The organism is Cytobacillus firmus (assembly GCF_023657595.1).
In the GTDB taxonomy this organism is placed as follows: Bacteria; Bacillota; Bacilli; order Bacillales; family Cytobacillaceae; genus Cytobacillus; species Cytobacillus firmus_B.
In genome coordinates this window covers 1,478,959-1,499,569 of sequence record NZ_CP098323.1, presented here as the reverse complement: position 1 = coordinate 1,499,569, position 20,611 = coordinate 1,478,959, and the positions used below count along the sequence as shown (strand labels likewise).

17 protein-coding genes are annotated in these 20,611 nt (G+C 40.7%); 6 read left to right on the top strand and 11 right to left on the bottom strand.

Annotation, left to right across the window (positions count from 1 at the left end):
* Positions 1 to 38 precede the first annotated feature (38 nt).
* Entirely contained in the window at positions 39 to 755 is a 717-nt protein-coding gene (locus NAF01_RS07810) for a (Fe-S)-binding protein (RefSeq protein ID WP_250802075.1), read from the bottom strand.
* Positions 756 to 961: 206 nt separating this feature from the next.
* Here NAF01_RS07810 and NAF01_RS07805 point away from each other — a divergent pair, with 206 nt between their 5' ends.
* Positions 962 to 2,707 (top strand): B12-binding domain-containing radical SAM protein, encoded by a 1,746-nt coding sequence (locus NAF01_RS07805; RefSeq protein ID WP_250802074.1) that lies wholly within the window; start codon positions 962 to 964, stop codon positions 2,705 to 2,707.
* A gap of 34 nt (positions 2,708 to 2,741) precedes the next feature.
* Here NAF01_RS07805 and NAF01_RS07800 read toward each other — a convergent pair whose 3' ends face one another.
* Together NAF01_RS07800 and NAF01_RS07795 are read right to left on the bottom strand one after the other, a co-directional pair.
* Positions 2,742 to 2,897 carry a hypothetical protein gene (locus NAF01_RS07800; protein WP_197087781.1) on the bottom strand — a complete coding sequence of 52 codons (156 nt, stop codon included), beginning with the start codon at positions 2,895 to 2,897 and terminating at the stop codon, positions 2,742 to 2,744.
* Positions 2,897 to 3,058, bottom strand: a complete 162-nt coding sequence (locus NAF01_RS07795) for a hypothetical protein (protein WP_166672519.1) — start codon at positions 3,056 to 3,058, stop codon at positions 2,897 to 2,899. Before NAF01_RS07795 ends, NAF01_RS07800 begins: the two co-directional genes overlap by 1 nt.
* 168 nt (positions 3,059 to 3,226) lie before the next feature.
* On the opposite strand from NAF01_RS07795, the gene NAF01_RS07790 reads away from it, so the two are divergent.
* Positions 3,227 to 3,574 carry a DUF3905 domain-containing protein gene (locus NAF01_RS07790; RefSeq protein ID WP_048011663.1) on the top strand — a complete coding sequence of 116 codons (348 nt, stop codon included), beginning with the start codon at positions 3,227 to 3,229 and terminating at the stop codon, positions 3,572 to 3,574.
* 99 nt (positions 3,575 to 3,673) lie between these two features.
* Here the strand turns inward: NAF01_RS07790 and NAF01_RS07785 are convergent, their stop codons facing one another.
* A complete protein-coding gene (locus NAF01_RS07785; RefSeq protein WP_250802073.1) occupies positions 3,674 to 5,038 on the bottom strand; it encodes a TrkH family potassium uptake protein in 1,365 nt (454 codons plus the stop codon).
* Between the two features lie 137 nt (positions 5,039 to 5,175).
* Here NAF01_RS07785 and NAF01_RS07780 point away from each other — a divergent pair, with 137 nt between their 5' ends.
* The 4 genes from NAF01_RS07780 (at position 5,176) to NAF01_RS07765 (ending at position 9,446) form a co-directional block, all read left to right on the top strand.
* Positions 5,176 to 6,294: a CdaR family transcriptional regulator gene (locus NAF01_RS07780; protein WP_197245568.1), complete on the top strand. Its 1,119-nt coding sequence runs from the start codon at positions 5,176 to 5,178 to the stop codon at positions 6,292 to 6,294.
* A 105-nt stretch (positions 6,295 to 6,399) separates the two neighbouring features.
* On the top strand, positions 6,400 to 7,812 hold the full coding sequence (gene glcD, locus NAF01_RS07775) for a glycolate oxidase subunit GlcD (RefSeq protein ID WP_197214710.1): 1,413 nt from the start codon (positions 6,400 to 6,402) through the stop codon (positions 7,810 to 7,812).
* The gene (locus tag NAF01_RS07770) at positions 7,809 to 9,134 is read left to right on the top strand and encodes a (Fe-S)-binding protein (protein WP_250802072.1); all 1,326 of its coding nucleotides are present in this window, start codon (positions 7,809 to 7,811) and stop codon (positions 9,132 to 9,134) included. Before glcD ends, NAF01_RS07770 begins: the two co-directional genes overlap by 4 nt.
* A 111-nt stretch (positions 9,135 to 9,245) precedes the next feature.
* Positions 9,246 to 9,446: an alpha/beta-type small acid-soluble spore protein gene (locus NAF01_RS07765; RefSeq protein ID WP_048011658.1), complete on the top strand. Its 201-nt coding sequence runs from the start codon at positions 9,246 to 9,248 to the stop codon at positions 9,444 to 9,446.
* Positions 9,447 to 9,498: 52 nt separating this feature from the next.
* Here NAF01_RS07765 and NAF01_RS07760 read toward each other — a convergent pair whose 3' ends face one another.
* The 7 genes from NAF01_RS07760 to NAF01_RS07730 form a co-directional block, all read right to left on the bottom strand.
* Complete coding sequence (locus NAF01_RS07760; RefSeq protein ID WP_250802071.1) at positions 9,499 to 10,650, bottom strand: anti-sigma-I factor RsgI family protein; 1,152 nt, start codon at positions 10,648 to 10,650, stop codon at positions 9,499 to 9,501.
* Complete coding sequence (gene sigI, locus NAF01_RS07755) at positions 10,647 to 11,393, bottom strand: RNA polymerase sigma factor SigI (protein WP_048011656.1); 747 nt, start codon at positions 11,391 to 11,393, stop codon at positions 10,647 to 10,649. Before sigI ends, NAF01_RS07760 begins: the two co-directional genes overlap by 4 nt.
* Before the next feature lie 117 nt (positions 11,394 to 11,510).
* The gene (locus NAF01_RS07750; protein WP_250802070.1) at positions 11,511 to 12,803 is read right to left on the bottom strand and encodes a DUF5667 domain-containing protein; all 1,293 of its coding nucleotides are present in this window, start codon (positions 12,801 to 12,803) and stop codon (positions 11,511 to 11,513) included.
* Between the two features lie 196 nt (positions 12,804 to 12,999).
* Complete coding sequence (locus tag NAF01_RS07745) at positions 13,000 to 13,476, bottom strand: hypothetical protein (RefSeq protein WP_250802069.1); 477 nt, start codon at positions 13,474 to 13,476, stop codon at positions 13,000 to 13,002.
* A 155-nt stretch (positions 13,477 to 13,631) separates the two neighbouring features.
* Positions 13,632 to 16,916 (bottom strand): efflux RND transporter permease subunit, encoded by a 3,285-nt coding sequence (locus tag NAF01_RS07740; RefSeq protein WP_250802068.1) that lies wholly within the window; start codon positions 16,914 to 16,916, stop codon positions 13,632 to 13,634.
* Between the two features lie 186 nt (positions 16,917 to 17,102).
* Positions 17,103 to 18,482: a Na+/H+ antiporter NhaC gene (gene nhaC / locus NAF01_RS07735; protein ID WP_250802067.1), complete on the bottom strand. Its 1,380-nt coding sequence runs from the start codon at positions 18,480 to 18,482 to the stop codon at positions 17,103 to 17,105.
* Between the two features lie 394 nt (positions 18,483 to 18,876).
* Positions 18,877 to 20,454 (bottom strand): peptide chain release factor 3, encoded by a 1,578-nt coding sequence (locus NAF01_RS07730; protein WP_250802066.1) that lies wholly within the window; start codon positions 20,452 to 20,454, stop codon positions 18,877 to 18,879.
* Positions 20,455 to 20,611 lie beyond the last annotated feature (157 nt).

Genomic DNA, 20,611 nt, shown 5'->3' with positions numbered 1-20,611 from the left:
AACTATTCCTCCTGTAACATAGCATGTCCATTAATTTCTCAGCGGCAATTCAACACTTCAGCAATATGCATAACTCTTATGGGTTTTCCCTGCCTTCCAATCCTGCCTCCAATATTCATCAGGCACCCTGCATCAGCTCCAATAAGAATTTCCGCTTCAGTCTCCTCTATATGCCCAACCTTCTCATCTACCATTTGTTCCGATATTTGAGCCATTTTCACGGAGAAAGTACCTCCAAAACCGCAGCATTGCTCTTTGCCTGGAAGCTCTTCAAATTCAAGGCCCTTCACATTTTTCAATAGTCTCATGGGAGCTTCTTTAACTCCAAGGAGCCGGGTCATATGGCAGGATGTATGATAGGTGGCCTTCCCATTTAAACTCGCCCCGACGTCGTCCACATTTAGAACTTCAACGATAAATTGAGTAAGTTCGTATGTTTTCTCTGCCAGCTTTTTTGCCTTGGGTTCCCATACAGAGTCTCCTTTAAAAACCTGCGGATACTCATGAAACATATAGGCGCAGGATCCGGAAGGGGAAACAACATATTCTGCATGTTCAAATGCCGTGATCATCCTTTTCATGGCTTCCTTCGATTCCTTCACATAGCCGCTGTTGTAGGCAGGCTGGCCGCAGCAGACCTGTGCTTCCGGGAAATCTATTTCACACCCCAGCCGCTCGAGCAGTTCAACTGCTGCCTTGCCTGCATTTCCCTGAAACATATCTACCAGACATGTTGCAAAAAGACTTACCTTCATCTCTATTCCCTCTCCCAGCTAATTGTTTTATTTTCTATTATCTTACTATAGTTATAATGCGAATTGTTGTATTTTTATAAATATTATAATAATTAGTATAGTTTATCGTCCCTAGCATATGTCAATGTTTTACTTCCTTTTTTTCAGTCAAAAATATGATACAATTATATGATGTTTAAGTTGCTAACAAGGGAGTTCAGAAATAAATGAAAGTTATCGCCAGTACGCTTAATGCCAAATATATTCATACAAATATAGCGATCCGATATCTCAAGGCATACGCTCAGCCGGATTTCGATGTGGAACTAGCCGAATATACAATTAAAGATCCAGTAATGAATATCGTTACAGATCTGATCCGCAAAAAGCCTGATGTGATCGGATTCAGCTGTTATATATGGAATATCGAGGAAACCATTAAGGTCATTAAGATGATAAAAAAGATTGATCCCTCCATTCATATTGTAGTCGGAGGACCAGAAGTAACTTATGATGTTGCAGATTGGATGAACAATATACAAGAATTTGATTACATTGTGATCGGAGAAGGTGAGGAAACCTTCAAACAGCTGCTGACGGAGCTGAACAGCACCATGAATATGGAAAATGTGCATGGTCTTGCTTTCAGGGAAAACGGCCAGGTTCGCATTAATCCACAGCGGAATAAGCTGGACTTGCGCGATCTGCCTTCACCATTCCGCTTTGAAGAAGATATTCCCCACCTTTCTAAACGTGTCACTTATATAGAAACCAGCCGGGGATGTCCATTCAGCTGCCAGTTTTGCCTTTCCTCTATTGAAGTAGGTGTGCGGTACTTTGACAGGGAAAAAATCAAGGACGATATCCGATATTTAATGAAGAATGGTGCAAAAACCCTAAAATTTGTGGACCGCACATTCAACATTAGCCGCAGTTATGCCTTGGAAATGTTCCAATTTTTGATTGATGAGCATCTGCCGGGAACTGTCTTTCAATTTGAGATCACCGCAGATATTATGAGACCTGAAGTAATTGAATTTCTGAATAAGGAAGCTCCTGCAGGTTTGTTCCGATTCGAAATTGGCGTACAGTCTACAAATGACTATACAAATGAATTGGTCATGAGGAAGCAGAATTTTGACAAGCTTTGCCGAACAGTCACAATGGTAAAGGATGGAGGAAAAATCGATCAGCATCTCGACTTAATTGCCGGACTGCCTGAGGAAGATTATGATTCATTCAAAAAAACATTTAACGATGTATTTGCCATGCGGCCGGAAGAGCTCCAGCTCGGCTTCTTAAAAATGCTGAGAGGCACGGGGCTTCGCTTAAGAGCAGAAGATCATCAATATATTTATATGGACCATTCACCATATGAAATATTAGGAAATAATGTTTTGTCCTTCGATGACATCATTCGCATTAAACAGGTCGAAGATGTGTTAGAGAAATATTGGAATGACCATAGAATGGATGCAACTGTTGAATATTTGGTTACAAAAGTATTTCCGACTCCCTTCGATTTTTTCCAGGAGTTCGGCAGCTATTGGGAGCAAAAAGGCTGGTCCCGAATTGGGCATCAGCTTGAGGATTTATTCAAACGGCTTTTTGAATTTCTTCAAACAAAAGAAATTGCTGATTTGGATATAGCCGAAGGACTAATGAAGTTTGACTATATTTCGAAACAAAAATATAAGCCCAGAAAACCATGGTGGCAGCCAACCTTTGAAAAATCCGAAAGATCAAAGCTTTACCAGTCACTGCTCGAAAACCCAAACCAGCTGGGAGAAAGCTTCTTAAATCTTCAGCTGAATGAAAAGGAAATATACAAACATACCTTAAGTGAAAGATTATCCTTTGATATCGAAAGGTATATTAACGAGGGATTAATTGAAAAGAAAGACTCTGTTCTGCTTGCCTATTTCGATTCAAGCTTTGAAAAAGTCTCTATCTTTTCGGGTCCTTTACAATAATGAAAAAAACCGGCAGAAAAAAACTGCCGGTTTTTTAGCATTTATCCCGATCTTTCTTTTTATCTTTATCACGGTTCATAAAGGGCAGCTCGTAAAATTTTCCGGCATTTATATCACCAAACTCCATGCCGAATTCTACGTTGGCAGAGTCATTCTGCCGGCTTGTTTTTCGTGGTTTATTTTGATCCACTAAGCTCTTCCCTCTCTCCCATGTTTGGAGTTGCGGTTAGCCATTTTCATGGGATTCTCTCCCTGGCTGAATTCTGCTGAAAACTCCGATTCCTGAAGGTTCTTCTTAGGAGTCTTACTGTATTTTTCAACAGCATTATACTCAGCTTTTCGTTTTGCCATCCCAATCTCCTCCTGACAAAATTTTTCCGTGTTAAATTAATTTTCCGTTTTAACACAGGTTTATTTTTAGTAAAATAAACGGTTTCATTCCTCACTGTGCCTTCCTTATTTTGCATTCATAAATTTTTCTTCAGTACAAAAAATAGAGTAAAAAGGAATGAGCCGCTTATGACAAATGAAAAGAAGTTAAATAAAAGCATTGGCATTGACGAGACACTCCCACATCAAATTGAAGCTCCGAGCTTTAAGGACACAGGCATGAAGCTTCAGCCTCCTTTCAAGAATTCTTTTGGCGTAACGATCGGGGACAGTCATTATTCCTCAAACAGTTCACCGCTGGAAAACTGGAGTGATGAAACAGATCCTGCAGTTATGGCTGGAGACGAATGGATTCATCCTACAAATGATATTGGCTGGAATACAACAGAAAACAAAGAACTCCTTGAAAGCAAAAAGACGCCCCAAGCCTACCCTTTCATGCATCCGACTAAGGATGTCAGCCGCGGAACAGATTGAAAATAGGAATCGCCTTTGGCTCAAAAGATCGCGTACTTATCTAACTGCAGGAAATTCTAAAAAAAAGCAGGCCGGAAAAAAATATTCCGGGCTGCTTTTTTAGCCAATGATAACTCGCTCTTTTGGATAATGGTAATTTGGCTGTTTTTCTTTTCCGCCTATAATAAATAAGAAAGAGGTTAATCCAATTCTTCCAATAAACATTAAGGCCATTATGATACATTTTCCAATCATTGATAAATCAGGTGTGATTCCTAACGAAAGGCCCGTAGTACCAAAAGCTGAACAGACCTCGAAAATAATTTCAATAAGCTCCATCTGCTTTTCTGTAATGCTTAGAATGACTACAGAGAAAAAACACATTCCAATAGCAAGCAGTGTGATGGCAAGAGACTTTAGAATATCATCTTCATGAATTTCTCTTTTAAATATTTTTATATCCCTGTTTCCTTTTGCAAAGTGAAAGATAAAAAGGATATTTACAGCAAAGGTAGTCGTCCTGATGCCCCCGCCGACAGAACTGGGTGACGCCCCGATGAACATTAAAATGCTCATTATGACGAGTGTAGGCATTGTAAACTCGTTAACATCCATAGTTGAAAGTCCGCCGCTCCGGGTGGTAGCGGATTGGAAGAATGCATAAAAGAAGCTCTCATGCCAGTTCATGCCTTTAAAATATTGATTAAATTCCATGATGAGCAGAATAACCGTTCCAAACACAAGAAGAGCTGCATACGTAACAGTCGTCAATTTTGAAAATAAGGAGAATCGAAAAGAAGGCTCCTGATCCCATTTATTCCGAAATAAAAATTGCTTTAATTCGATAAGGACAGGAAAACCTATAGCTCCTAACGTAATCAGAATAATATTGATCAGCTGCACAAAATAATCGCCGGCATAAGGTTTAAGAGAGGCTCCCGTTATATCCATGCCACCGTTAGTTGTTGCACTGACAGATGCGAACAGCGCGTGCAGGAATGCATCATCCCATGCCGGATAATATTTAAGAAAATGAAAACCCAATATGAGGGCACCCAGCGTTTCAATCACCAATATTATTTTAATGATTTCTTTGACTAAATTTACTAGTCCTGACAAGGCATATTGATTATGATCGACCATAATGAGGCGGCGCCCTCTTAATCCAATCCTGCGGCCCAGCAGGAGCCAAAAAAAGGTGCCCAGCGCCATGATCCCTATTCCGCCAAACTGAAGGATGAACATTATGACAAAATAACCAAAAACACTGTATGTCTCTGATATATCCACCACTGTCAGACCGGTAACACTGACTGCACTTACAGCAGTGAAAACCGTATCAATAAATGCAACTTCCACTCCCGGCTTATGTACAGCCGGTATTCTTAATAAAAGTACCGATACAGATACTGCCAATAAATAATATCCGGATATTACTTGGGCAGGTGTTAGTTTATCAAGCCAGCTTCTTACGTCCTTCCACATATCATACCTGTCCCCTTCAAAATTTTTCTAACCCTTATCATAATGAATATACCCGGTTTTTAAAAGGGATATTAGAAAATTCGCAGGAAGTTTTTTATTTATATATAATAAAATCAAAAACCAAAGGGAGATTTGATATGCTGCTGCCTGATCTGGCTGAAAAAATCATAGCTGAAGTGCGTCAGTTTCTACAGGAAGATATCATAGTTGCCAATACCTGCGGAGTAATCATTGCAAGCACAGACGCCGGCAGAATAGGCAATTTTCATGAAGGAGCATTGCTTACTATAAAACATAAAGAAAAGCTGATTATTACCAGGAAGGATCAATCACGCCTTCAGGGTGTAAAAGCGGGTATTAACCTGCCGATATTTTTCAAAGGGGAAACTGTTGGTGTAATTGGCATTACCGGTAATCCCGATGAAATATCCCCATTCGCAGAAATCATCCGCAAACTGACAGAGTTGTTTATCAGCGAAAGTTACTTTGCAGAGCAGCTCGATTGGCAGGCCCGCGCAATGGAGAGTTTTATGTTTGACTGGCTGCAGACTAAGGAGTGGGATCCCGCATTCAAAGAACGTGCTCATCTGCTGAAAATAAACCTCTCAGTGGATAGACAGGCATCTATCGCAGAATTCAGGCAAAATAGCCAATTGCTTCATCGTGATCTTTGGAATAGAATTTTATCCTGGAAGGAAGCAGGGCCCAATGATATTCTGATTCGCTGGGGCAATGATCGAATTGTCCTTTTAGCAGGGGTTTCTTCAGCAGAAAAAGATCTCAGCATAAGGGAAAAGATCACACGTTTCCATCGTTTTCTGGAAAACCTGCTCGCTGCCAAAGTAAGTATCGGCACCGGAAAACCATTGCCTCCCTTCAGTCTGTCCGAATCATTTATGCAGGCAGAACGAGCTTTAAAAATCGCAAAAGACCGGGGCACCATCATATTTGATCAGGATTTGACCATTGAAATGATATTTGATGACCTTTCTCCGGAAACTAAGAAGGACTTTATAGAAAGAACCATCGGCACTTTTATGTATGAAGAGGATCTTATGGTTACTCTTAAGGAGCTATTCAGGCAAAATCACTCTTTGAAAAATACTGCTGAGGCCCTGCATATACATATAAACACCCTTCATTACAGGCTAAAGAAAATATCAGAGCTTTCAGGACTGTATCCTTCAAATTTGAATGATTTAATGAAATTATTCATAGCTGTAAAGCTTTTGGATGAAGGCACAAAAAATAATTAAATCATACCTTAATATTTGTATAATTATCTATAGCAGGGTGCTCCCTGCTTTTTTTATACTTAAAGAATAGATATTGACAGCCTGCTAGTAAAGGAGAGGATCTATTTGGTTGACGTTCAAATAAAAGAAAAATTTGTCGCCATTGTTGGCGCAGAAAATTATGATGACTCAAAAGCCGGGCGCCTCGTTTATTCTTATGATGCAACTCCCAATTTCCAATCGATGCCCGATGCGGTGATCAGTCCGCGAAACGCTCAGGAAATTTCACAAATCCTCAAAATTTGCAGCAGCAGAGGAATTCCAATCGTACCAAGAGGATCAGGCACCAATTTATGTGCAGGCACCTGTCCTACAGAAGGCGGAATTGTTCTCCTGTTTAAGCATATGAATAAAATTATTGAAATCGATGAAGAAAACCTGACAGCTACAGTACAGCCAGGTGTTATCACGCTTGATATGATTAATCAGGTTGAAGCAAGAGGGCTATTTTATCCCCCTGATCCAAGTTCAATGAAGATAAGCACAATCGGCGGAAACATCAATGAAAATTCGGGCGGACTGCGCGGATTAAAATATGGTGTTACAAGGGACTATGTGATGGGGCTGGAAGCTGTACTTGCGAACGGAGACATTATCAGAACGGGAGGCAAGCTTGCAAAGGACGTGGCAGGATATGATTTTACCAGGCTGCTGGTTGGATCTGAAGGAACTTTAGGAATTATTACGGAAGCCACCTTAAAGTTAATCCCGCTTCCTGAAGCAAAACAGACAATGCTTGCTCTCTTTCAGGATCTGGAACAAGCTGCGAAATCCGTCTCAAAGATCATCGCTGACAAAATCATTCCGGCCACGCTTGAATTTTTAGATCAGCCAACACTAAAAGCAGTAGAAGATTTCGCACAAATCGGTTTGCCGACTGATGTTAAAGCTGTACTTCTTATCGAACAGGATGGGCCGGTTGACGTTGTGGAAAAGGATATGCAAAAAATGGCTGAAATCTGTCAAAAGCAAGGAGCAGTATCGGTACAGCTTGCAAAATCTGAACAAGAAGCCGAAGCCTTAAGGACAGCAAGACGTGCCGCCTTATCGGCTCTTGCACGCTTAAAGCCGACAACCATTCTTGAAGATGCTACAGTGCCAAGATCTGAAATTGCCAATATGGTAAAAGCCATAAATGAAATTTCCCAAAAATACGGGCTCTCCATCTGTACCTTTGGCCATGCCGGTGATGGAAACCTTCATCCGACATGCCCTGCAGATGCCCGGGATAAAAACGAAATGGAACGGGTTGAAAAAGCCTTTGAAGAGATTTTTATCAAGGCGATAGAATTAGGAGGAACTATAACAGGAGAACATGGAGTAGGAGTCATGAAAGCTCCTTATCTGGAACTGAAACTGGGCCAGGCAGGGATCGATGCCATGAAGGCTGTAAAGACTGGCTTAGACCCCAATAATATTCTTAATCCCGGCAAAATTTTTGCCAAGGACAATAGAAAACGTGTGGTGGTTACACAATGACAACATTAAAAGAACAGACAGTCATTCAGGAAGAATTTGAGAAGCGAATGGATGAAGATGAGCTCCTGAATTGCATGCGCTGTGGGTTTTGTCTCCCCTCATGCCCTACTTATGTCGAGTCAGGCTTTAAAGAAGCGCACTCTCCAAGGGGACGGATTGCATTAATGAAAGCTGTTGCTGACGGATTGATTGAACCGGATGAAGATGTTGAGAGATCTCTTGATCTTTGCCTGGGCTGCCGGGCATGCGAACCTGTATGTCCTTCTGGGGTAAAATATGGACACTTGCTGGAAGAAGCGAGGGATATTATTAACCAGAATAAGAAACACTCACTTCCGGTCAGAGCGGTTCGCAATTTGGTCTTTAATGGGCTTTTCCCCCATCAGAACAGAATGAGGGCAGCTGCAGGGCTATTGGGCTTTTATCAGCGTTCAGGCCTGCAATCGGCCGCCAGAAAAACAGGGATGCTGAATTGGCTTCCAAAAAACTTCGGTGCAATGGAAAAGGTACTTCCTCAAGTACCAAAATTAAAAGAAATGAAAAATAGACCATCCTATTTCCCAGCAGAAAAGCCAGTAAAGAAAGCCGCTTTTTTTACCGGGTGTTTAATGGACACGATGTTCCTTGAAACCAATAATGCAACAATAAAGCTTCTCCAGCTTGCCGGATGTGAAATTCATATTCCTCAAAATCAGGCTTGCTGCGGTGCTCTTCACGGTCATAGCGGTGAAAAGCAGACAGCTAAAGATCTGGCAAAGCGGAACATAGAAGCTTTTGAAAAACTGGACGCAGACTATATCATCACAAATGCAGGAGGATGCGGTGCATTCCTTATTGACTATGGCCACCTGCTTAAAGATGACCGGGAATGGCATGAAAGAGCTGTAAAGTTTTCGGAAAAACTCAAAGATATCAGCCAAATTCTATATGAACTTGAATTTCATAAAAAAGTTCACCTTAAGCTTCCTGGGCAGGTCGTAACCTATCAGGATTCCTGCCATTTGCGCAATGTCATGAAAACCTCCATAGCACCTCGTACGCTTCTGAATTCAATCAGGGGAATTGAATTCAGGGAAATGAAAGATGCGGACAGATGCTGCGGTTCTGCCGGTATTTATAATATTGTTGAATCTGAAATGTCTATGCAAATACTTGATCATAAAATGATTCAGGCCAAGTCAGCAAATGCTGCAGTGATCGTGACCTCTAATCCAGGCTGTCTTCTGCAGATGAAGCTGGGGATCGAACGGGAAGGTTTGCAGCATAAGATTAAAGCAGTTCACATCGCAGACATCCTATTAGAGGCTGCCTGTGCAAAATAGCCATACTGCTTATGCCGAAATATTACCACTTATGAAAACTCCTTTTTAATTCATACTACAAATACAGAGGGATGGTAACTCTGTAAGACCAATAAAAAGGAGTTGAATACAATGGCAAGAAGCAGCAATAAGCTTTTAGTTCCTGGCATTGAACAATACATGGACCAGGTTAAATATGAAATTGCCCAGGAATTTGGTGTTCAATTAGGCTCTGATACAGTATCCCGGGCTAACGGATCTGTAGGCGGAGAAATTACTAAGCGGCTTGTCCAGCAAGCTCAAGCCCAAATGTCCGGCCAGAATAAACAATAACAACTTCATATAAATGGAAAAAGTCCGGAGCCTGCTCCGGACTTTGATTTTATCATTTTCCTCTATCATCATGCTTCCCTTGATTGTTTCCGCTGCCTTTATTGGAATTGCCACTATTCTTCTGGTTTTTCTCATGACCTTTCCAGCCTCTGTTATTCCCATTATCATGTTCTTTGGAACTTCGCTCAGGATTATTTTTATTTTCAATACCCTTGTTATTTTTTTTTTCGCTTGGATGATTCGGATGTTCTTGGACTTTTATCTTATTTCCCTGATCTTTCTTTCCATCATGATCGTGTCTTTTTTCATGATTATTTCCATTGTATTTCCCGCTGTTATTCTGCTGTTTTTGCTGGTTCTCAGATTTCTTTAATTGCCCCGGAACAGCAGGTTCTTCTTTATTAACTCCTTTATTCCCCTGCTTTTTTAATTGGCTTTGGGTATTTTCTGCAGGTTTTGGAGGAGATTGTGTTTCTTTATCTGCCTGTTTATTGGGATTTACAGGTTCAGAATATTCCTTCCTGTCATCGTCAGCCTTTAATTTACTTTCTTTATATATCCCGGCTGACAGTCCTTTTTCAATAGCGGCTTCTCTTTCCTCTTCACTTGCTTCCAGTAAAGTTACTTCAAGCTGCTCTTTTTGTGCAGCTTGTTTTATATCTGCTAACTCTTTCTGAATGTGCTCATCCGCTTCTTTAATCTGTTCTGTATAAACGGCTGCAATGACTATTTCGTTATTTTCCTTTAAATAGCCCTGCTTCTTTATCTGAAGGAGAATTTTGTCAGCCACTTCATGAATGCTGTTCTTTTTCCAGTTCTTGATGTTCTGGATAATAAGTTTTCCTTCTTCATTATAAGGAATGAGTTCTACTACCTGATATTCCTGATTGACCCCTAATTCAATACTCGGATTGACGTCTATTGACATATAAGCGTACACTTCGTCGTTTTGCAAAAACGGCAGAAAAGACACGATTGCGAGCATCAACGCAAATGCTGCTGCCATTAATCCTTTTCCTCTGGACAATCTAAAAATTAATAGAGGACGCGACAACTTTCCGTCTTTCAGTTCTATTGGGAAGAAGGCAATTTCCTGGCCTATTGCGTATGCCCGATCTTGTTTTCGAGCACGCAGAAATTCTCCTTCCGGGGTTAATAGTGTTAAAAAACGTTCGTTTATTTCCATGATTATACCTGTTTTCACGTTTCCAACACCCCTTTGATATAATCCTTTAAAAAGACATAATCGCCAGTTAATATCAGTGATATGGCAATTATATATTTTCTATTTCTCTCTATTGTTTTTCTGCTTAAAGATACATAACCCTCCAGCTGCTTTATTGGCAGCTTTTTTTTGTCAAAAAGAATACTTTTGAGTTCTTCATTTTCAACCAGAATTTTGGCTACAGTCATCGCATTTTTTCGTGCATCCGCATGTTTTGGGGATTGTTCGATCAGATCGCTGAAGGTAAGGCCGAATTCCTGAAGAATCTGTGTAAACTGGAAAATTTCTTCTTTCCTCAGTTCTTCATCTGTTTTTTTTCTGTAGTCTTCAATGGACAATTCGTCTTCTATTGCCGAGCTGGCCGTATCATCATCTTCCAGTTTAGAGACTCCATTAAAGCTGAGATTCTGAAATTTGGATTGCTTACGGATATAATCAATAACCCGCCTTTTAATAAGTACTTCCGAAAAACTGATCAATGAACTACCCTTATCAGGACTGTACTTTTGAATAGCTTCATTAAAGGCTATGAGGCCAATGCTAAATTCATCATCAGATTCATGAATATATCTCTTGCAGACTGATGATACTGTTTTAGCAATAAACGGCTTATATGACTCTATTAGCTCATTATTTAATGCTGTATCTCCCTGCTGTATTAACTCTACCGTTTCTTCGAGCGATTTCTTCCGCTTCTTCGCCATAAACAATAAGCTTAGCAATAGCCCCACCTCTTTTCAAAACACATTATACCATACGGTGTCCAGATTATTTTTTTTTGGGTGGTTTTATTGGCTAAGGAAAAGAAAGCCTTGCAGTGCTTTCCTTTCCAGATAAAATTAGTTGCCTTTATTCTCTTTCCCTTGACCTTTTGCCTGTTCAGCTCTCTCTTTTCCCTTGCTGGCATGGCTTTTTGCCTCAGTCTGCTTTTCTTCAACTTTCTTTGCCTGCTGTTCTTTTGCTGCTTTTCTAGCTGCCTCGCGTGCTTCTCTTTCAGCTTCTTTAGCTGCTTCGCGTGCTTCTTTTGCTGCTTTTCTAGCTTCTTCACGTGCAGCCTTTGCTTCCGCTCTCTTATTGGCTTCTAAAACTTTTGCTTCTTCATGTGCCTTTTTCTTCTCAGCCTTGGCTGCATTTTTTGATTCTTTAGACACCTTCACGGGAGCTGCACGTGTCACAGCTTCTTCTTCAGAAGCTGATTCATCAATTTCTTTCGCTGAATCGTCTGCTGATTCCATTTCTGAAAAAGCTTCTTCAGATTTAACTGGTTCAGGCTCTTCTGCAGCCTGCCCATCCTGGTCATTTCCAGCATATCCTTTTTCCAGGCCGATCAATTGGTCCGACCATTTTTCAGAGAACTTAGCAATGTTCTTTTGCATCGCTAAAATAGCAGGATGATTTTCATCGAACCTATCTGAAAACTTAGCCAGATTTGCCTTTAGGGTAATGATATTTTGAGCAAGGATTTCTTTTACTTCTTCTTCCGTTTCCTTGTCCACTGTGTCATTATCAGAATCAAGCTCATCATCGACATCATCCTCAGCCTGAACATCCTCTTCAGATGCCTCATCCTCAGCTGATTCGTCTTCGCTAATTAGATCACTGCTGTTCTCATCATCTGATTTAGACTGTTCAGAGTCTTCATTAGCTTCTTCAACAATGTTTTCAGCATTTTCCATTTGTTCTAATGCTTTTTCTATTGCTGCTAATGCTTCTTCTTCCTTTCCTTCAGCAAAAAGGGCTTCTGCTTCAGCCATACGCTCTGCAGCATAACCGGCAAGCAATTTTGCCTCTTTAACATCATCAAAAGTTAGAGCAAGCTTTACTTTTTCCAAAGCCAGCTTCGCAAAGTAGAAAAAGCTTCCAGGCAATAAAGATGGTGTTTCTGATTCAATCTCATCAAGCTTTTCTTTAGAATCGTCAATGGATTCTGCTTCATCATTATTTGTTTCAGCTATCGCTTTGGCTGATTGGTCATTTTTTAATTCAACTGTTTCAAAATCTGCTTCTTCGCTATTTCCACTTGCAAAGGCTGCTGTTCCTGAGAATGTGAATGCTCCTGCAATCACTACTGCCAATGTACTCTTTGCCATTTTATTCATTTCTTTGCCGGATAAAAATTTCAATGATTTCACCTCATGATTTAATCACAAGCGGCCGCTTTGTTCATTACAACTGTACGGATTCATGGAAGAGATTTTTGGGGGTTCTAGAAAATTATTTATTTAAAAAAGAAAAAAAGCTTTAACAAACACTAAATTGATTAGTGTGCTAAAGCTTTTTTAATTAAGGAGTCAAATGGTTACCGTCTTTATATAGGAATGTGCCGCCTTAACTTTGTACCTGATGCCTTCTCCATTTCAAAATGACCCACCTGATCAAAAGACCGGTTACTACACCTGGAATAACAAAGATCATAGGCAGAAAGACCGGCCCAAAAAAAACCCCAAACAATTTGAGTTTTGTTGAGTACATTAGACCTACTGTGACAAAATAGGCACTGAAAACAAAAGGAAGGAATGATAATTCTTCCTTTTCCGGCATAGCACTGCGGTATGCATCCCACATTGCAAACATGTAAAGACAAGGATAAAACATGAGCCACTGATAATTAAGGACATGAACAGCTTTATCAATTTCGCCCATAAAACTGTACATGATGGCCGAATTAAAATGGCTGTAAACATTAATGATAAATTCAAGGCCGACAAACAATGTCCCCTTCCACAGCTGCCCCGCCAATAATTGGCTAAAACCCGGCAATGCAATACTCCAAAAAACCGCTTCTAGTTTACTGAGTTTTTTCATTTCATTACCACCAGCTACAAGTCGATGCTTTTATTGTGCTCTGAAAATTGGTCAATTATCAATTTATTTTCCAGATATTTTCCTGAAACACCATCTAAAAATTAGACTTCAGTGCAAAAATTAGACCCCTTCATTAGAAGGAGCCTTTATCTGATCTAGAAATTATCATCCCGTTTCTGTTTTTTCTTATCATCGTCATCTCTTTTTACAATTTTTAATAATTCCTCCAGCATGGCTGCCATATCATCTCTGCTGTAGGATTTAGCATCAGAGGATTGAAGCTGTTTTTTATCTTCGTCATTATCGTGATTCCATTTTTTGTCCACTCTTTCTTCAAGCAGGTAAGCTGGTACTAAGTGCCCATCTGGTGTTGCATACATTTTATTTAATCGCCATGTATCCTTGTCAAAAAAGCTATATACAACTGGTATGACAAATAGTGTCAGGAACGTACTGCTGATCAGCCCGCCAATAAGAGTAATTCCCATGGGCTGGTTAATTTCTGTTCCTTCTCCAATGCCAAGTGCTAAAGGCACTAAGCCAAGTATAGTAGTTAAGGCTGTCATGAATATTGGCCTTGCACGGTCCTTAACTGAAATAATTATGGCATCGTAGCTCTTCAGACCCTGCTCTTTCTTTTGGTTAATATAATCGACAATGACTATTGCATTATTAACTACAATTCCTGCAAGCACAATAATCCCGATTATGGCTGTTAAACTAATAGGTGTTTGGGTTGCTGTAAGAGCAATTGCCACGCCTATCACCATGAGCGGCACAGTAAACATGATAACCAGCGGATACTTAAGCGACTCAAATTGGCCTGCCATGACAAGATAAATAAACACGATTGCCAGTACAAATGCCAGAACCAGGTCATCAATGGATGATTCCAGCAATTCTCTGTCACCGCTAAAAACGATTTCTGTTTCATCCGGCAATTTCAGATCGGCAATTTCTTTATCCACTTCATTAGACATGGCACCCATGTTTGTAGAAGATTTGTACTTTAATGTAAATTGGACAGCATCCTGCTGATTAATGCGCTGAATATTTACCGGTCCTTCTCCTCGCTCAATATTGGCTACATCACTCAGAGCGGCATAATTGCCATCAGGTTTTTTAATAAGCAATTTCTTCAAATTCTCTATATCCTGTGTGACTTCCCGATCGTACTCAACAAAAACGCCATAAATATTGGATTCATCATCTATTATTTGTGTAGCACGATTGCCCCGGGTTACATCATTTACTGCCATGGCTACCTGGGCGGGAGCCAGACCCTCTTCAAGAGCCTTTTCACGGTCCACAGTAATTTGAATTTCTTCAACGGTATCCATGAGATCAGTCGACAATTCGGTTACATCCTCAATGTCTTTCAATGCATTATAGATTTTATCAACATTTTCCTTTAAACGGCTGGGATCTGTGTCCCTCACACTGAAGGTCAGTGTATTCGGTGATGTACCTGCTGTAGACTGTGTATTAAATGAGAGTTCTGCAGTTTCATTAACCTTTGAGGCAGCACTTTCCAGATCCTTTTTCACCTCATCAACAAATTCAAAAGTAGACCTTTCCCGCTGGTCCAGCTCTTTCATTTTGATATACAATTCAGCAATATTGGCATTTTTCGAGCCACGGAAGGACCCTTCCTGTGTAGTTCCGATTAGACTGACAAAGGTATCAACTTCTTCTTCATCCTTTAATTCATCCTCTAAAGCTGATACAGCCTTTTCTGTTTCTGAAAGTGCAGTGCCGTTCTCAAGCTCCATACGCACCGTAAAAAAGCCCTCATCTGCATTTGGCAAGAATTGTGTGCCTACTGTGGTCAATCCAAAGCTGCCTGCTGCCAATAACAGCATGGTTATAGCTATTACCGCTGCACGATTCCGCAAAGACCACTTGATCGATTTTTCAAGTGATCGCATTAAGCCTGTTTCCTGCCTTTTTGCCTCCGTGTTTGTTCTTGGAGACTTCAGGAGCCTGCTCGCAAGCATTGGCACTATTGTCAAGGCAACAACCAGAGATGCAAATAAGCTAAAAGAAATGGTCAGGGCAAACTCCTTAAACAATTCACCTATTATTCCAGTTATAAATACCACTGGGAGGAATACTGCAACTGTTGTCAGGGTGGAAGCCGTAATTGCACTTCCTACTTCTTTTGCCCCAACACTTGCCGCCGTTTTCGGATCCTTCCCCATTGATAAATGGCGGTATATATTCTCAATAACCACGATGGAATTATCCACCAGCATGCCTATTCCAAGCGCCAATCCGCCAAGAGTCATAATATTTAAGGTGAAATCAGAAAAATACATTAACACAAACGTGAATATAACTGAATAAGGAATAGAGATTCCGATGATGAGTGGACTTTTGACATTTTTCAAAAAGAAAAACAGCACAATCATAGCAAAAATACCGCCGAGAATCAGTGAATTGGAGATATTTCCTATAGCAAGACTTATGTAATCCCCCTGGTCGAAAAGAATATCTGATTCAATATTTTCAAACTGTTCCTTTTCAAGAAGATTATCCAATTGCTTTATAAATTGGTCTGAAACCTCTGCCGTATTAGCATCGGACTGCTGCAGGACACTCAGTAAGACAGATGGAGCCTGGTTTGTGCGCGTGATGGTGCGATCATCCTGGCTGGCCAGCTGAACCTCTGATATATCTTCCAGGCTTACTTTATTCCCTGTTGCGGGGTCTGCTGTTACCGTAAGTTTTTTAAGTGTATCGAGTGAATCAATGGAGCTGATAATTCTGGTTGTCAGCTCTTTTCCCTCAGTCAAAACAGGATCACCCGGCATTGATATATTATTGGATTCAATTACATCCACAACATCAGCCTGGCTAAGTTTGAAATCTCTCAGCTTTTCCTGGTCCAGCTCCACTCTTACTTCCTTAATCGCAGTTCCAGAGAGATTTACGCTTGCTACTCCTTCAACTTTAGACAGCTCGAGGTTCAGTTCTTCAGCAAGCCTTCTTAATGCTTCAGGCTCCTCATCTGCACTAAGAGATAATTGGATAATCGGAAACTGAGCAGGATCGAACTTCATAAATCGCGGTTTATCAGCTTCATCCGGAAGTTGTGTCTGATCCAGTCTTTGAATGACCTCACTTTGTATTTCATCAATATCTGTCGTCCAGGAAAATTGCATCAAAATGAAGTTTGCGCTCTCCTGTGAGGTAGAGGTCAAGGTTTTAATCCCCGGCAATGTTGCCAGATTTTCTTCAAGCGGCTTTGTTACTTTTTCCATCACTTCATCGGGACTTGCTCCAGGATACGAAGTGACTACTACTCCTACAGGAGGATTAAGATCTGGTATGAGTTTTAATGGAATATTTAAGAGGGAGACTACTCCTAAAATAAGCACTAAGAACATCGTAACCAATGTAAAAATTGGCCTTTTGATTGAAAAATCGCTTATTCGCACACATTCTGCTCCTTTCAATGACTGGATGAGGTAATCTTGGGATCGATAGATGTAGAAATTAACACATTTTAACTATATTAAAGCAGCTATTGCGATGCAAGCAATCAGTGTGCTGTCAATTATAATATGAAAAATCACAGCAGCTCCTAATCCACAGAAAAAAGCAGCCTAAGCAGCTGCTTTCCTCTATAATTTTTCGATTTTTAAACCGGTAAATCCATAGATTAAGGTGATTATAGGACTGAGCAGACAGAATAATGCAAATGGCATATAAGCTGTTGTTTCTACACCTAAAACACCTGTTAGAAATACTCCGCAGACACTCCACGGAACTAATGGGTTTACTACCGTGCCTGCATCTTCAAGGATTCTGGAAAGATTCTTTGGGTGCAGCCCGGCTTTTTCAAAAGGCTCTCTGAAAGCATTTCCTGTTAGAAGAATAGACAGGTACTGTTCGCCGAGGAGGAAATTAATCCCAATAGCTGTTCCTGCTGCTGCCGCCACTAGAGCTGATATCCGATTCAAAAAGCCTTTGACCCCTTCCAGAAGAGCTGGAAGGATCCCAAGCTTAAAGAATAAACCGCCCATAGAAAGTGCGAGCAATACCAAAGAAATCGAAAACATCATACTCTCCATGCCGCCTCTTGATAGAAGGGCGTCAATTTCTTCTGAACCGCTATTTGAAGCATATCCTGAAAACAGCAATGTCAAAACTTTTTCCAAGCTGAAGCTGCTTTGAACGATAACGGCAAAGATTAATGCAGATACGATGCCGGCAGATAACGTGATAATTGCTGATACTCTTTTAATGGCCATTATAGTCAAAATGGCAAATGGAATGAGGGAGTACCAATGCACCAGTCCCTCATCCAGCAAAGTTTTTTTCAGCTGGGCAATCTTTGAGAAATCAGAAGCTGCCTCCGATGGCGACAGGAAAGCAAAGATTGCAAGTGAAATGATAAATGAAGGAATCGTTGTCCAGGCCATCGTCTTGATATGCTCAAACAAATCCACTTTTACTGTCGATGATGCCAGGTTCGTTGTATCGGATAGGGGCGACATCTTATCTCCAAAAAATGCGCCGGAAATAACTGCACCGGCCGTAATTGCATCCGAGAGCCCCAAAGCAGAACTGACTCCCATAAACGCTACTCCCAATGTAGCAGCTGTTGTAAGTGAGCTTCCTATACTCATGCCGATCACTGATGCTACCACAAATACAATGGCATAAAAGAACTTTCCATTAACAGCTTCCAAAGCCATGTAAATAAATGTAGGAATCGTGCCGCTCGCCATCCAGCTGCTTATCAGCATCCCGATTAAAAAGAAGATAAAAATAGCCCCTAATCCGGACTGGGCACCTTCAATAAGCCCCTTTTCCAGCTGTGTTATAGATACTTTTCTTATTAAACCATAAGCTATTAACCCCATTATCGCAAAAACAACCGGAATATGGGGAACTGCCCCGGCAAAAATAATCGAGTAGCTGATTCCGCCTAAAATGATGAAAGTGACAATGAGTGCCTCCAGGGGCTTTAAATTTAATGCTGACTGATCATGATGCATAATGTATTCCTCCTAAATTTGCCTGTAATTTTATACAAACAAAAAGAGCCCTCTCGCCTATAGGGACGAAGGAGCTCCGCGGTACCACCCTAATTGATAAGCTAATGCTGCTTACCCACTTAAAAAGTATTGTCCATATTGGATGCAGTTGTATTTCGACCATTGCTGCCTGGATTTTCATCAGCCATCCAGTTTCTATTTGCTGCCGGCAATTACTCTACTTATGCTGCGGACATGATCTTTAATTGAGATTACACTTTCTGCTTTCTAACTTAAACGCTTTTTAGCGCTAAAGTGTATGTGTTAATACTATATTATCAATTGATAGATATGTCAATAGTAATGAGAAAGGAATAAATGGAAAGCTAAAACGGCCCATAAAGGGCCGCCAGCTTTATTCCGAGTCCATCGGATTATATAATTTTACATCAGGATTCTTTTCCTGGAACCATCTGAGTGCAAAGTCATTTTCAAATAGAAAGACATTTTTGCCGTAACGGTCTTTAACCAGGAGGCTTCTTCCGCTGGAAAGGTTTTCGTTGACCTCATCGCCTTCTACCCAGCGTGCGATCTTGGAGCCCTGTCTTTCCATATATACTTCTGTGTTATACTCATTTTTCATGCGGTGTTCAAAAACTTCAAACTGCAGCTGCCCCACTGCACCCAGGAGGTATTCTTCCATTTTGACTGTCTTAAACAGCTGGATGGCACCTTCCTGAACCAGCTGCTGAATGCCCTTATGAAAATGTTTTTGCTTCATGACATTTTTTGCTGTTACTTTAACAAAAAGCTCAGGTGTAAATTGAGGAAGACGCTCATATTGGAAGTTATTTTTTCCGGCTGTTAATGTATCGCCTATTTGATAAGTTCCCGGATCATAAATTCCGATGATATCTCCGCTGACTGCAGAATCAACTGTACTTCTATCATCAGCCATGAATTGAGTGGACTGCGCAAGCTTAATAGACTTGCCGATTCTTGGTATGTTCACAGCCATGCCCCGCTCAAATTGGCCTGAACAAATTCTTAAGAATGCAATCCGGTCGCGATGTGCAGGGTTCATATTGGCCTGAATTTTAAATATAAAGCCAGAAAATTCTTCTGACAGCGGATCTATTTCCCCTGCAGTCGAATTTCTCGGCTGCGGCGGCGGTGCAAATTGCAGATAAGACTCCAGGAAAGTCTGTACACCAAAGTTGGTCAGCGCGCTTCCAAAAAACACAGGAGTCAGTTCCCCATTTGCTATTCTCTCTCTTGAAAACTCATTGCCAGCTTCATTTAACAGCATGATCTCTTCAAGCGTCTGATCATATAGGCCAGAATCCTTAATAGAATGGTTCCCCTCTATTTCACCTTCCTGATTTAAGGAAATAAAGCGGTCCTCTTCCTCTACTCTAAATTGCTCAATTCGATTATTAAACCGATCATAGATCCCAAGGAATTCTTTTCCCATCCCAATTGGCCAGTTCATTGGGTAAGATTCAATTCCCATAACTTCTTCTAATTCAGCAAGGAGCTCAAGGGGTGCTTTCCCCTGACGGTCAAGCTTATTCATAAAAGTAAATATCGGAATTCCTCTCATGCGGCAGACCTTGAATAATTTAAGTGTCTGCTCCTCAATACCTTTAGCTGAGTCGATGATCATAACGGCACTGTCAACGGCTGTCAGCGTGCGATATGTATCTTCACTGAAATCCTGGTGACCAGGCGTATCAAGAATATTAACACGCGCTCCCTCATATTCAAATTGCATCACACTGGAGGTTACTGAAATTCCGCGCTGCTTCTCAATCTCCATCCAGTCACTTGTCGCATATTTGCCTGTCTTCTTCCCTTTAACTGTACCTGCATCACGAATGGCACCACCGAACAATAGGAGCTTTTCGGTAAGCGTCGTTTTACCGGCATCCGGATGGGAAATAATCGCAAACGTGCGGCGGGATAAAACTTCTTCTTTAAAATTTTTGGGCATAGTAGTTCCTCACTTACTTATATGAAAATTTGTTGATTAAGCAATCAATGCGTCACTTAATTATTGCAATACCTTCAATTTTATCGCTCTCAAGTCAAGTTTGCAACGCATTTAAGATTGCATATTTCTTTTTATTAATCTTTTTGAGGCTTATAAT